The following is a 12,855-nucleotide window of genomic DNA, read 5'->3' as shown; positions in this document are numbered from 1 at the left end:
GTCGGCCTTTGGCCTGTGAGTGAACTGTCCACCGCGTCACCCACACGACCGCTCTATCCACAACCAGCCGCAGTCGCCTCCGCCCAGGCAGCCGATCGTGGCCCCATGGGAGAACGCCCCACAGGAAGGGAGCAGGACGATGAACGAGTTCAATGCCGTCGACCCGACGGCCACGTGGATGCAGATCATCGCGATCCTGACGGCCGCAGCCGACAGCCCACACACGACGGCTGCGGGCGGGCCGGACCTGCACTCCCTGGCCCTGGGCGCGCAGATCGTCGCGTCGAGGGCGGTGGCGTTGCTGCCCATCGACTCCGACGGTGACCTCGAGGACGTCGTTCTGGAGGTCGCTGCTTCGTCCACTGTGGGGGACCTCATCCGGGCGGCGGCTAAGGCTGCCCATCGGTACCCGGTCGACAAGTTCCCCGCCGGTGCCGCCGCAGTGATCTCGGAATTAGGCGACCTGCTTGCCGACGCCGAGGCTGCATCGTGATGGCGGCGAGAGGCTCGTCGTCCGCCACGGTGCCGCCGGCGCCGCCCGACGAGCGGACGGTGGGAGATCTCCTGCATGACGCAGACTTCGCCGCGCGTGAGCTCTTGTGGGAGGCGCCGCCACATACGGCCAAGGCCCGGGCGCGTTCGTGGGGCGAGGTCGTCGAGGCGGCGGCCGGGTTGTGGGCGTCGATCCCGGATCGCACCGGCGACCTGAGCATGGGGCGGATTCACAAGCTGGCTCTGGGGATGCACCGCACCCAGCTGCGGACCGGTTGGCCAGGCGTCGGTGCGGGCGACCCGCTCCTGGAACGGGTTGTGGAGAATCTCTGGTTGGCCGCTGAGTTGGTCGCCGCCCGCCGACACCCCACCGCGCCGCTCAGCGAGCCGGGGCACCTGGACTCCGAGGCCGCCCGAACTCGGATCATGCACGTGGTCTACGTCGCCTCGCACGGTGTGGGCCAGGCGCTGGGGCAGTACAACCTCGACCTGCGGCGCGTGCTCGACGCGAAGAACCGCGTCGAGCAGGGAGACTCGGCAGACCACTCGCACGACCTCCTGGTGCGGGTGGGAACCGCCGAGCAGTTGGCGGCGTCCTATCTGTCCGGCCGCTGGCCCGCCGCGCTGACCGGGCAACACCTGGACCCCGTCGAGCCGGCCCGCCTCGAACGCGCCGTCGCACGCTGGGATGTCCAAGCTCGTCGGACGCTGGCGGCATCGCCGACCGCAACGGACGTCCTGTTCACGGTCAAGGTCGAACGGGACCTGACCGTGAATGGCGCCAGGATTTTCACCGCCGCCGCTGACCTCCATGCCATCGATGCCGACCAGCACGCGAACCGTCTGCAGCCGGCGCTCGGTTCGCTCGACGACGCCTGGGCGCAGCTGGGTGTCGACCTCCAGCAGATCGCCGGACGCGCCCGCAGAATCGACCCCGACCTCCTGCACGCTGGCGCCGAGCTGCGCGCTTCTCTGCGGGAGATCACCGCAGACCTCGGCGGCCACGCCGGACCGGAAACGATGGCGCGGCGCGTCGACCTGGGCGCGGCGAGCCTGGAGGTGCAGCGAGGGCTGGTCGCCGCAGTCGACTTTGGCTACGTCCTGCGCGAGGCGGTCACCGACCCGGAATTCTTCGCCCCGGCCCGCGGTGTGGAGGCCGCGTGCACGGTTCTTTTCGTCCGGTCCGACGACGCGGCCTGGGTCGAGCTAGGGGACCTGTACGCCAACCGCTTGATACCCATTCCTCGAGCCCTGCGCGAGTCGCTGGCCGAGCGCAGCGCCGACGTCGTGGAAGCGGCGGTCAAGGTCGACTCGGCCAGCACGTTCCTGGGTGCGAACCGTGACATCAGCCCGGCCGGCCCGCGGCTGAACGGGCGCGGCCACGAGGAGCGCGCGATCGGTGTGCCGCCGGGCCTGGGCCCGGCCTATGGCTGCGAGCGGTGACAGACCGGTGACGAGACGATCGAGAGGAAACGCCATGCGAAGCAAAGACCCGGTTGGCGAAGCGATCGCTGCTCTGACCGAGGCGGCACTGGGTACCCGGACCATTGGCGCGGGTAGCCCGCACGAACATCGCGAGCGAGTCGACTTCGGAGAGATCGCCTGTCACGTCCTGACTGCTGTGGCGGCCAACGTCGGCGGCGTGGAGAGGCTGCTCTCCGGTCGACCCGGATCATGGGAGGCCGACTACGTCCGGCAGATCGTCCTGAGCACCGCCGGCGACTCCGCCGAAGAGCTGGCGCGTTGGCGCACCGAGTCCGTTGCGCCAGCGTCCGACGCGGGGCCAGAGCGGAGAGCCACACCCGGCGTCGGCGCGGACCTCACGGGCCGCGCTCGCGCAGAGAGAGCAGGTCGTGATGTCGAGGGCGGGAGCGGTGAAGTCGTCGGACCGCCGAGATGACCACCCCAGGCGTTGTGATCTCCCGACGGCCGCGGCGCGCCTTCGGAGATGAAGACCGTACAAGCAGGACCGGAGGAGGGACACGGTGAGCATTCACGAGTCGTACGTGTGAAGGTAACGGACTGCGGCCGTCGTCGTGGAGTGTCCCGCTCGAGCCTGCAGCTCCTCAATTCCGGCACCCCAGCGGCCGCAATGCTCTGCCCGGTGTGGCGCAGGTCGTGCCACCGGAGATCGTCGCGACCGGCCGCCGCGCTCGCTCGGGTCCGGTGTTTGCCGATCCGGTCGGGATGGACGATGCCGCCGTCGAGGTGGTGAAGATCAACGACCCACGCGCCTTCGCGGTGAACTTCTCCAGGTGCTCCTCCAGCGCCGCTGCGGCGAGCTTTGGCACAACGACTGGTGCGCAACGACGCAGACGCCTTGACTTGGCCTTCGGAGTCGTCGGCAGCCCGAATGCGCTGCGCGTGCTGGTCGGCGTCGAGTGCGCCCTTTCGAGCGGCCGCGGCGAGGATCCTGGCGCCGGTCACGGTGAGGTCTTGTGCGACTTTGACCGTGAACAGCACCGTCCGCTGCGGTCGGCGACGCCGCCAGCGTCCGACGAGCCTGGACGTCCCAAGCCTGGCAACGGCCTGCTCTAGCTAGGGCCTGACCGATCGACGCCGACCTCTTTCGGGCCACCGAACGTGGAATGGCGATCTACGACGCGGGTCACCACGGCCCCCGCCCATCCTGGCGAGCTGATCAAGAGGACGCTCCTCCGGTCCCAGCCAGTCGGGTGACAGGGAACTGATGGACCGGAGCAGCGCGAGGCGGGCTCGCCATCGCGGGTAGATCGCGTGATCCCGTGGGATCACGGAGTGCCGTGAACTGCAGTCAACTTCGGTCAACTGCGGCCGAATCGGACTGGGATCACCCCATTTTGAGCGTCCAACCAGGTCAGACACCAGTTTCGAGGTGGTTCAAGTCCCCCCTCGCGCACCACCACTTGGGACTGCCTCCCAAGAAGAACGAAGAGCCGGGAACCCTCAGGGTTCCCGGCTCTTCGTGCGTCCGACGCGCTCACCTCACTTCGTCGGTGGCTTCTCGACGGCGTCGATGGCCCAGAAGTCGCGGGCCAACGAAGGGTCCGTGAGGTAGGCGTACGGCATCGTGAAGTAGCCGTTCAGGCCCCAGCCGGTTCCCCACGAGTTCCGGACGATGAACCGCTGCGTCTTGTCGTCGTACCCCACCGCGAGGACGGCGTGCCCGCCGAGCAGCCGCTCCTTGCGCAGCGGCATCGGCACCTTGCCCGTCTTCGCCACCTCCCGGCTCTCGAAGCTCTCGTACACGGAGAACCCGAAGACGAAGGGGGTCCAGGACGCCAGGGCGCCCTGCATCTGGTGCAGCACGGGGAGCACGCGCTGGTAGACGGTCGCCTGGTGCCGCGACGCCTCGGTGTACGCCGGCTTCGGGGGCTGCTCCGTGAACCGGGCGATGTCGTAGGCCCACATCTCCTCGGGGCACACCCCCAGCTTGTTGACCGACTTGATGCCGTCACGGATCATCGCTCCGCTGTCCTGCCCGATGGTGCCCTCGATCTTGCGCTCGTTGTAGTAGATGAACAGGCGCGACGGCGTGAGCGGCTCGAGCTCCTCGCGCATCTGGACGAACTCGAAGGCCGCGCCGATGGCGTTCGCCGTGCAGCTGCCCAGCTGACCCTGGTCGTACACGGGCGGGCACTTCGCCCGCAGGTCGATCTTGAGCGGCAGGTCCGCCAGAGTCGCCTGGGGCGCTGCGAACAGGTAGTCACGCGCATCGGGCAGATCGGGCACCCACCCGTACCGCTTCACGCTGCGTGACTTGACGTCGACGGTCTTTGGCATGGTCTACTCCCTCTCGTGTGATTACCTGACCTGCACTTCGATTCGATGCGTCGTGGTGACGAGCGACTCCCAGGACCTGCCTTCCTGCAGGACGACGGCGGCGACACCCGGTCGAACGGCCACGATCGCCAGGACCTGGGAGACGCTCCGGACGGGGGCGGGCAGGTCTTCTCGGGGGAAGGTGTCTTCGAAGTCCACGCTGACCTCAACACTGTCGCCGTCCACGCCTGCCTGCCACCGGTAGCCGCCGCCACCGTGGCTCGGGAGCATGATCCGGCGCTCCTCACCCGGCCGGAGCGTCAGCTGCTCCGGGAGGTCTGCCTCGCTCATGTCAGCACCCCCCCAGGCGTCCAGGCCGGTGCGAGGGTCGTGATCCACAGCATCACCATCCTGCTCGCGGACCCGGGGACCGGTCAACGGTCAATGGGGAACGCCTATTCTCGAGCGTCCACGGCGAGTCGTCGTCCGGCACCGACCAGCCAGCGGCCCAGCTCCTCGGCCGGCAGCGGGCGCGAGAGGTAGTAGCCCTGGGCCTCGTCGCAGCCGAGCCGCGCCAGCTCGGCGTAGGCGAGCGCGGTCTCCACACCTTCGGCGACCATGCGGAGGCCCAAGCTGTGGGCGAGATCGATGGTGGACGCGACGAGCGCGGCGGCCCGGGTGTCGTCATCCATGGGCTGGACGAACGAGCGGTCGAGCTTGAGCTCGTCGACCGGCAGCTCGCGCAGGTACGCCAGCGAGCTGTAACCCGTGCCGAAGTCGTCGACCGCGATCTGGATGCCGCCGTCGCGCAGCTGCCCCAGGATGGCGCGGGCCCGATCGCGATCGGCCATGAGGAACTCCTCCGTGATCTCGAGCTGGAGGGCGCACGGCGGGATCCCCCGGTCGGCCAGCATCCCGGCGACCTCGTCGGGAAGGCCGCTGTCGACGAGCGAGCTCGCCGAGAGGTTGACCGCCACGGTGAGGTCGTGGTCGAGGGCGCGCCAGGCGACCACCTGATCGAGGGCCTGGGCCAGCACGATCCGGGTCATGTCGCCCATGAGGCCCGCCTCTTCGACCAGGCTGATGAAGTCGTCGGGGTAGAGCAGTCCTCGTGCGGGGTGCTGCCAGCGGACCAGGGCCTCCACCCCGCGGACGTCCCCGCTCTCGAGATCGACCTTGGGCTGGTAGTGCAGCACCAGCTCGTGGGAGGTCATCGCCGTCCGGAGCTCTTCCACCGTCCGGAGCCGGTCGGCGCGGTGGGTGTCGTCGGCCGAGCTGTACGCGTGATGGCCGTGGCCCGACGCCTTGGCCTTGTACATCGCGATGTCGGCCTTGCGCAGCAGGGTGCTCAGGTCCGGACCGTCGTCGGGGAACACGGCGATCCCGATGCTCGCGCTCGAGTGCAGCGCCAGGCCGGCCAGCTCGAACGGCTCGGCGAGCGTGTCGTGGAGCACGACGGCGACCTTCACGGCGCGGTCCTGGTCGGCGTCCTCGAGCAGGACGGCGTACTCGTCACCGCCCAGGCGCGCCAGCAGGTCCCCGGGACGCAGCTGTCGGCGGAGCCGGATGCCGACCTCGATGAGCAGCAGGTCCCCGATCTGGTGCCCCAGGCTGTCGTTGACCTCTTTGAACTTGTCGAGATCCAGCAGGAGCAGCGCCCGGTTCGTGGGCGTGCAGTCCCCCAGGAGCGCCCGTGCCTCGGTCGCCAGCGCGCGTCGGTTCGCGAGCCCGGTCAGGGGGTCGGTCACGGAGTCCTCGCGGCGCCTGCGCGCCATCTCGGCCAGCTGACCGAACGCCAGCTGGGTTCGGGCCGTCACGGCGAGCAGCGTCAGCGCCGCGAGCACGACGGCCAGCGTCGACAGGTCGGCCCGGGTACCGACCACGAGCACGGTCACCGCCGCGACGGACGCCACCGTGGACACCGCCAGGGCCGACTTCCGGGCCGGGCTGTCCATCAGCGGTCCCGGCACTCTCTCCGCGCGCCGCTCCTGGTGATCGACACTCATCGCGATCAGGGCCAGCCCGACCGCCCAACCGCCGTCGAGCGGGGTGCCGAGGGTGAACGAGCCGGTGTCGCGCTGGAGGGCGTACACGACGTCCGTTGCCGCGAAGACGGAGAAACCCAGGGCCAGCAGGACCCACTGACCCCCGGCCTGTCGCCCGCGCACGGTGGCGATACCCGTGACGGCCGCGACCAGGAGCAGGTCACCCAACGGGTAGCTGAACGTGATGGCGCGCGCAGGCGTGGGCGAACCGGCCAGCACCGGGGCCAGGACGGGGCTGAGAACGACCGCGAGCACGGCGGCCGCGGCGAGCGCGCCCACGATGCTGTCGAGCCAGACCGCCGAGGCGAGCCCGCGCGGGTCGTTGCGCACGGCGACCACGAGGCCGATCAGCATCAACGCGTTGAACGCGACGAAACCGAGGTCGGCCGGGGAGGGGAGCGGGTTCGATCCCTGGACGAGGGTCACGACCCCGACGTAGGTGAGCCCGAGGACCTGGCAGGTCACCGCCGCCGCGAACCAGGCCTCCGGATGTCGGATCCTCGCCCGCCGGACGGACAGCCAGCACACCGCGACGCACGTCCACAGTCCGGCCATCCCGGGCCAGCCGTACACGGTCGGTCTCGACTCGAGCGTGGTGAGCTCCGGCAGGGTCAGGCCGACGAGGTAGACCGCGATCAGCACCCACATCGCCCAGATCAGGCCGGTGCGCAGCGTCCTGGGAGTCGGCGCTCGCACACTCACCCCCGGTGTCGACAACGATGCCAGTAATGGTGCTATCGGCACCCGTCTACCTTTCGGCATCCCGCCTGCGGTCGTGAAGGTTTGGTGAGATCAAAACGGTTCGGACCTGCCGCTCGCCCCGAGCCCCTGCGGGGTCGAGGCGAGCGCCGGGTCAGGAGTGGGAGCCCGTGCCGCTGTGGTCCTGAGCGGCCTGGTCGTTGCCGACGTCATGCGAGGCGGGATCGTCGGTGCCGCCACTGGCGTGCGAGTCGCGGGCATCGCCGCCGTCGTGCGTGGCCGAGTCGTCGACCCCGTTGCGGAGGTCGGAACCGTCGCTGTCGTCGTCTGCGTCGCCGTCCGAGTCGTCCGTGACCGAGTCGTCGAGCCGGTCGTCGCCGACATCATGGGTCGTGGGGTCGTCGGATCCGTTCGAGCTGAGCTCGAGACCGTCATCGCCGGCATCGTGCGTGCTCGCGTCAGGGGATCCCGGCACGACGGCGCCGTCGTCGGCCCGGTGGGAATCGGTCCCGTGGTCGTCGAGGACGGTCGAGGTCGCGCTGGGGATCGCGATCGGGGTCGGGTCCGGGGAGGACGACCGGCCGGCCTCGGCGGCGTTCGCGGCGACGGCGAAGCCGGCCCCGGTCAGCACGGTCGCGGCAGCAAGAGCGATGGACGAGCGGTGGTTCCACTTCATGGTGACTCCTTGGGTTGAACGGCGTTCGCACAGTGAGGCGGCGACCAGCGTCGGGGCGGCATCTGCGTCGAGTCCCACCGTGGTGTCGACCACGTCAACGGCACGGCAAACCTGGGCTAAGGCTCGGCTAAGCCCCATCGCCGCCCTTTCTGGGGCCTTTGACCCTTTTGATCCCAGGCGCGCCCGGGCACGATGGCTGGACGGGTGGTCCGATGATGTGCGCGGCACTCGCCCTTCGCCGTGGGAGGTGAGCGCGCCATGTCGGAGTACTTCCGGGCGATCGCGACGGACCTGGACGGCACCCTGACCCACGACGGGGTGCTCAACCAGGACTCGATGACAGCACTCGACGAGCTGCGCGCGGAGGGTGTGGCCGCCCTGCTGGTCACCGGCCGGGTCGCCGACGAGCTCGACCAGGACTTCCCGGGGCTCACCGCGCGCTTCGACGCCGTCGTGAGCGAGAACGGCGCGGTGGTCACGACTCGCGCGGGCACTCAGCTGCTGGCGCCGCCCATCGAGCTCGAGCTCGAGAGCGCGCTCGTGGAGCGGGGCGTGCCCTGCCGCCGCGGTCGGGTGCTGCTCGCCTGCGACGGCGCGCACACGCCGATCGTGTCCAAGCAGGTCGAGCGCCTCGGTCTCGACTGCCAGCTCGTGCACAACCGCGCGGCCCTGATGGTGCTGCCCTCAGGGGTCTCCAAGGGCCGCGGACTGTTCGTCGCGCTCGGGGGGATGGGCGTTTCGTACCACAACACGGTCGCGGTGGGGGATGCCGAGAACGACCTCTCCTTGCTGCGGACAGCAGAGGTCGGCGTGGCCGTCGCGGACGCGGTCCAGTCGCTGCGCGACCACGCGGACATCCACCTCGACGTGCCGTCGGGGGCGGCCGTCGGGGCGATCGCCCGGGGGGCGCTCTTCCGCGGGCAGCAGCGCCTGTGCCCGCCGCGCCACTGGGTCCGCGTCGGGGAGTTCGACGACGGCGCGCCAGCCCTGCTCCCGGGGTCGCAGGCCACGATCCTGGTGAGCGGCGACAGCGGGACCGGGAAGAGCTACCTGGCCGGGATGCTCGTCGAGCGGTGGACCGACGCCGGCTACACCGTCCTGGTCATCGACCCCGAGGGGGACCACAGCGGGCTGGCGGTCCTGCCGGGCGTGATGAAGGTGGACGCCCGCCTGCATCTGCCGAGCCCGGTCGAGCTCATCAGCCTGCTTCGCCAGCGGTTCTCCAGCGTGGTGCTCGATCTCACCGCGCTGACCGACAGGGCGAAGACCGACTACGTGCGCCAGCTGCCCGCGCTCATCGAGGCCGAGCGGCTCGCCCACGGCGTGCCGCACTGGGTGGTCGTCGACGAGGCGCACCTGTCCACAGAGCTGGCGACGACGAGCTCCACGGCGCCGCTGCTGCAGGCCCTGGGTCGGGGGCTCTGCCTGATCACCTACCGACCGGAGCTGTTGTCGGAGCACCTGCGGCTCTCGGTGGACCTGACGGTCACCGTCCTCGGGCCCCCGCAGGACACCCCGGGAGGCGTCGGGCTGGGGCATGCGATCCTCACCGACACGACCGGGTCCCGGCTGTTCGCCGTCGAGCAGCGGCGCAGCGAGCACGTGCGCCACCTGCACAAGTACACCGAGGCCCAGCTGCCCGAGGGGCGCCGGTTCGTCTTCCGGGCGGCGTCGGTGCCGCCGGCCGGGAACCTCGCGGAGTTCGAGCGGGCCATCCATCGGGTGCCGCACGAGGCGCTCAACTTCCACGCCGCGCGCGGCGACTTCTCCCGCTGGATCGCGGGCGCACTCCAGGACGCGACCCTGGCCGACGTCGTCGCGGGCGTCGAGCGCGACCTCGTGGCGCGCAACGCGACCTCGGTCGAGCGGGCCCGGGCTGCGCTGGCGGCCGCGGTGAACTCGCGGTACGGGATCGAGGAGCTGGCGGCGCAGGAGGCCATCGCTGCTGACTGAGCTCGGCGGGGCGACCGCCAGGAGTTGCGACGTCGATGAGACGGGACGTCAATCAGAGATTGACAGAGGACCTTGCGTCAATGAACAATTGACAGATGATTCGAACCGGTCTCGTCCGACGACTGACGCCGCTCCAACGCATCGCCACCCTGATCGCCCCGATCGCCCTCGTCGTCGTCGCGGTCTACGGGTCCCCCACCCACGGCTTCGTCGGTGGCCTGGTGCTGGGAGCGTGCATCGCCCTGGCCGTGACGTCCGGCGTCGTGCTCGCTCTCGGCGCCCCCCGGAGCGCCTACGTGCGCACCGTCCCGGTGGACGACGCCGACCTCGCCGTTCTCGACGCGCTCGAGCCCCTGCACGTCGACCGTCCCCAGGACCCTCGATGAGCGCCGAGCCCGAGGCGCTCACGCCCGCCGAGGAGTCGGCGCTGCGCGAGGCGATCGCCGCTGCGGTGCTCTCCGTCCCCGCGGGGTTGAGTTCCGCGCTCCAGAACGATCCGCGCGCCTACCTCCGCCTCGTCGCGGCGACCCGCACCGCAGCCGAGGAGACCAGTCGGCTGCTGCGCGAGTCCGTCGACGGCGCGCGCCACGCCGGGCACAGCTGGGACGCCGTCGGCCGGGTGCTCGGGGTGAGCCGTCAGGCGGCCCAGCAACGTTTCGGCGCCCCCGCGACCGCCGCAGGTGACGTCTCCGCTGCGCCCGGCGCGCCCGCGCGTCGTGTGCTGAGCCCGCTCACGGCGTTCGACGAGATGGCCGTGCTGGCCGAGGAGGGCCTGCACGGCTGGCACAGCGTCGACTACGGCACGCTCTTCCACGTGGTCGAGGCCTCACCGTGGCAGTGGGAGCACCGCCGGGTCCTCGTCTCGATCGGCTCGCGCCGCAGCCGGATGCGGGACGAGGGCTGGCGGCTCATCAAGACGATGTGGTTCCCGTGGGCGTACTACGCGCGCCGGCTCGACCTCCCGGCCGAGCCGGAGCTGCGGTAGTCCCACTGCCCCGCCGGGGTCGAGCCGACCTGGCGACGAGACCGAGCAGCGCTTAGACCGATGCCGAGGCCCGCGTCGCGCCGGCGAGCGCGGAGGCGAGCCCGGCGAGATCGAGCCGCGGCCCGTACCCGGGCGTGTTGGGCTGGATCCGCCAGCCCTCGGCGAGCGGACCGGCGTCGCCGACGTCGTACCCGAGGTGGTCGATGAGGCGCGTGACCCGCTCCTTGGCCGCCGCGTCGTTCCCGGCGATGGCCAGCGCGCGGCGCCCCGCGGTGCCCGACGGCGTCCCCTGCGAGCCGAGGTCGGCGGACGTGATGTGGTTGAACGCCTTGACGACCTTCGAGGTCGGCAGGTGCGCCTGGAGCAGCTCGGCGGACGTCGTCGCCTCGGAGTCGAGCTCGGCGATCTGCCCGTCGCGCTGCGGGTAGTAGTTGTTGGTGTCGATGACGACCTTGCCCGCGAGCGGCTCCACGGGGATGTCGCGGTAGTTGCGCAGCGGGATCGTGACAATCGCAACGTCACCGGCATCGGCGGCCTCCTGAGCGGTCCCGGCACGTGCGCTGTCGCCGAGCTCCGCGACGAGATCGACGAGCGTCTCCGGTCCGCGGGAGTTGCTCACGACGACCTCATATCCAGCGGCGACGGCGAGGCGGGCGAGGGTGCCGCCGATGTGTCCTGCTCCGATGATTCCGATCGTTGTCATGTGCCAGAGAACCAAGAAAGCCTCCTGGGTGTTCCCCTTGTCCCCACTGTGAGACGGCATACCGGGACAGATCAGGTCAGCGGCGCGTGCCGTTCAAGGAAGGTGAAGACCTCGGTCTGGTCGACGCCCGGGAACGCCCCGGTCGGCAGGGCCGCGAGCAGGCTCGCGTGCGGCCGCGCGCTCGGCCAGGAGTTCCCCGACCACCTGCGCGCGAGGTCAGCGGGGGCTCGCCGGCAGCAATCCGGGTCGGGGCAGGACGACACCGCGCGCTCGGTGGTCTCGCGCCCCAGGAACCAGCGCACGTTGGCGAACGGCACGCCCACGCTCACCGAGAACTCCCCCTCCGCCGAGCCGTGCACGCGGGAGGTGCACCAGTACGTCCCGGTCGGGGTGTCCGTGTACTGGTAGTACGGGCTGAAGCGGTCGGGGATGGAGAACACGACCCGTGCGGTCCAGTGCCGGCACACGGGCTGACCCTCCATCGAGCCGAGCGGGTCGGTCGGGAACCGGACGCCGTCGTTCTCGTAGGCCTTGTGCAGGGTCCCGCTCTCGTGCGCCTTCATGAAGTGCACCGGGATGTCGAGGTGCTTGGTGGCGAGGTTGGTGAACCGGTGGGCCGCGGTCTCGTAGGGGACCGCGTAGGCGTCCCGAAGGTCCTCGACGGACAGACGCCGCTCGACCTTGGCCGCCCGCAGCAGGGCGACCGCGCTGTGCTCGGGCACCATCAGGGCGGCCGCGAGGTAGTTGTTCTCGACCCGCTGGCGCAGGAAGTCGCCATATCCGTCCGGCTCGGTGTGCCCGAGCACGTGGCTCGCGAGCGCCTGCAGCAGCGCCGACCGGGGGTCGCTCGTCGCCGTGAGGGCGTACGGGAGGTAGATCCGGCCGTTCTCGAGATCGGTGACCGAGCGCGTCGAGTGCGGCAGGTCGTGCACGTAGTGCAGCGTGAACCCGAGGTGCGCGGCGATGTCCGCGGTCCCCCGCTGCGACAGCGGTCCGCCGGGGTGGTCGATCGCGGCCAGCAGCGTGCGGGCGTGCGCCTCGAGCTCGGGGAAGTAGTTGTCCTGCGCGCGCATCGTGACGCGGAGCTCGGAGTTGGCGCGGCGGGCCTCCTCGGGCGTCGCCGCGTTCTCGGTGAGCAGACGCTGGACCTCGGCCTGGAGCCCGAGGATCGTCTCGAGCGCCTCGGTGGGCAGCGACTTGCCGACCTTGACGGACGGCAGCTTGAGCGCGGCGAACAGCGGTCCGCGCTGTGCCCGCTCGAGCTCGACCTCGAGCGCGACCCGCCTGCTCGGCGCCTCGCCCGCGAGCAGCTCCGCCAGCGGGACGCTGAGCGCCGCGGCGACGGCGTGCAGCAGCGAGAGCTTGGGTTCGCGGTGGCCGTTCTCGAGCATCGAGACCTGGGAGGCAGCCCGGCCGACGGCGGCGCCGAGCTCGTCGAGCGTCATCCCGGCGGCCGTGCGCAGGTGCCGGATGCGGCGACCGAGCAACAGGGTGTCGACCTCGCCCACGGGCAACGGGGTCGGCGTAGGGGCCTGGCTGGGCGTCAAGGTCATGCCTCACC

Annotated in this window: 13 protein-coding genes; 7 read left to right on the top strand and 6 right to left on the bottom strand. The window is 70.7% G+C overall.

Features of this window, described 5'->3' with window-relative positions:
• Positions 1-139: 139 nt before the first annotated feature.
• The 4 genes from VTA80_RS08605 to VTA80_RS08590 all read left to right on the top strand — a co-directional run bounded on the left by VTA80_RS08605 (position 140) and on the right by VTA80_RS08590 (position 3,030).
• Positions 140-493 carry a hypothetical protein gene (locus VTA80_RS08605; RefSeq protein WP_407344973.1) on the top strand — a complete coding sequence of 118 codons (354 nt, stop codon included), beginning with the start codon at positions 140-142 and terminating at the stop codon, positions 491-493.
• 29 nt (positions 494-522) lie between these two features.
• Positions 523-1,935: a hypothetical protein gene (locus VTA80_RS08600; protein WP_407344972.1), complete on the top strand. Its 1,413-nt coding sequence runs from the start codon at positions 523-525 to the stop codon at positions 1,933-1,935.
• A 34-nt stretch (positions 1,936-1,969) separates the two neighbouring features.
• Positions 1,970-2,392 (top strand): hypothetical protein, encoded by a 423-nt coding sequence (locus tag VTA80_RS08595; protein ID WP_407344971.1) that lies wholly within the window; start codon positions 1,970-1,972, stop codon positions 2,390-2,392.
• Between the two features lie 206 nt (positions 2,393-2,598).
• A complete protein-coding gene (locus VTA80_RS08590; RefSeq protein ID WP_407344970.1) occupies positions 2,599-3,030 on the top strand; it encodes a hypothetical protein in 432 nt (143 codons plus the stop codon).
• Between the two features lie 426 nt (positions 3,031-3,456).
• Here VTA80_RS08590 and VTA80_RS08585 read toward each other — a convergent pair whose 3' ends face one another.
• The 4 genes from VTA80_RS08585 to VTA80_RS08570 all read right to left on the bottom strand — a co-directional run bounded on the left by VTA80_RS08585 (position 3,457) and on the right by VTA80_RS08570 (position 7,653).
• Complete coding sequence (locus VTA80_RS08585) at positions 3,457-4,254, bottom strand: C1 family peptidase (RefSeq protein ID WP_407344969.1); 798 nt, start codon at positions 4,252-4,254, stop codon at positions 3,457-3,459.
• A gap of 21 nt (positions 4,255-4,275) precedes the next feature.
• Positions 4,276-4,584: a protease inhibitor I42 family protein gene (locus VTA80_RS08580; RefSeq protein WP_407344968.1), complete on the bottom strand. Its 309-nt coding sequence runs from the start codon at positions 4,582-4,584 to the stop codon at positions 4,276-4,278.
• A gap of 104 nt (positions 4,585-4,688) precedes the next feature.
• The gene (locus VTA80_RS08575) at positions 4,689-6,980 is read right to left on the bottom strand and encodes a putative bifunctional diguanylate cyclase/phosphodiesterase (RefSeq protein ID WP_407344967.1); all 2,292 of its coding nucleotides are present in this window, start codon (positions 6,978-6,980) and stop codon (positions 4,689-4,691) included.
• 151 nt (positions 6,981-7,131) lie between these two features.
• Positions 7,132-7,653: a hypothetical protein gene (locus VTA80_RS08570; RefSeq protein WP_407344966.1), complete on the bottom strand. Its 522-nt coding sequence runs from the start codon at positions 7,651-7,653 to the stop codon at positions 7,132-7,134.
• Positions 7,654-7,911: 258 nt separating this feature from the next.
• On the opposite strand from VTA80_RS08570, the gene VTA80_RS08565 reads away from it, so the two are divergent.
• The 3 genes from VTA80_RS08565 (at position 7,912) to VTA80_RS08555 (ending at position 10,591) form a co-directional block, all read left to right on the top strand.
• On the top strand, positions 7,912-9,606 hold the full coding sequence (locus tag VTA80_RS08565) for an HAD hydrolase family protein (RefSeq protein WP_407344965.1): 1,695 nt from the start codon (positions 7,912-7,914) through the stop codon (positions 9,604-9,606).
• A gap of 95 nt (positions 9,607-9,701) precedes the next feature.
• The gene (locus VTA80_RS08560) at positions 9,702-9,992 is read left to right on the top strand and encodes a hypothetical protein (RefSeq protein ID WP_407344964.1); all 291 of its coding nucleotides are present in this window, start codon (positions 9,702-9,704) and stop codon (positions 9,990-9,992) included.
• Positions 9,989-10,591 carry a hypothetical protein gene (locus VTA80_RS08555; protein WP_407344963.1) on the top strand — a complete coding sequence of 201 codons (603 nt, stop codon included), beginning with the start codon at positions 9,989-9,991 and terminating at the stop codon, positions 10,589-10,591. The genes VTA80_RS08560 and VTA80_RS08555 overlap by 4 nt, the downstream gene beginning before the upstream one ends.
• Positions 10,592-10,643: 52 nt before the next feature.
• Here the strand turns inward: VTA80_RS08555 and VTA80_RS08550 are convergent, their stop codons facing one another.
• Positions 10,644-11,294 carry an NADPH-dependent F420 reductase gene (locus VTA80_RS08550; RefSeq protein ID WP_407344962.1) on the bottom strand — a complete coding sequence of 217 codons (651 nt, stop codon included), beginning with the start codon at positions 11,292-11,294 and terminating at the stop codon, positions 10,644-10,646.
• Between the two features lie 71 nt (positions 11,295-11,365).
• The gene (locus tag VTA80_RS08545) at positions 11,366-12,847 is read right to left on the bottom strand and encodes a helix-turn-helix domain-containing protein (protein WP_407344961.1); all 1,482 of its coding nucleotides are present in this window, start codon (positions 12,845-12,847) and stop codon (positions 11,366-11,368) included.
• Positions 12,848-12,855 lie beyond the last annotated feature (8 nt).

This window comes from Pengzhenrongella phosphoraccumulans, assembly GCF_045689905.1.
GTDB classification, from domain to species: domain Bacteria; phylum Actinomycetota; class Actinomycetes; order Actinomycetales; family Cellulomonadaceae; genus Pengzhenrongella; species Pengzhenrongella phosphoraccumulans.
The sequence above is the reverse complement of the archived record's forward strand: the minus strand, read 5'-3'. Positions and strand labels throughout refer to the sequence as shown.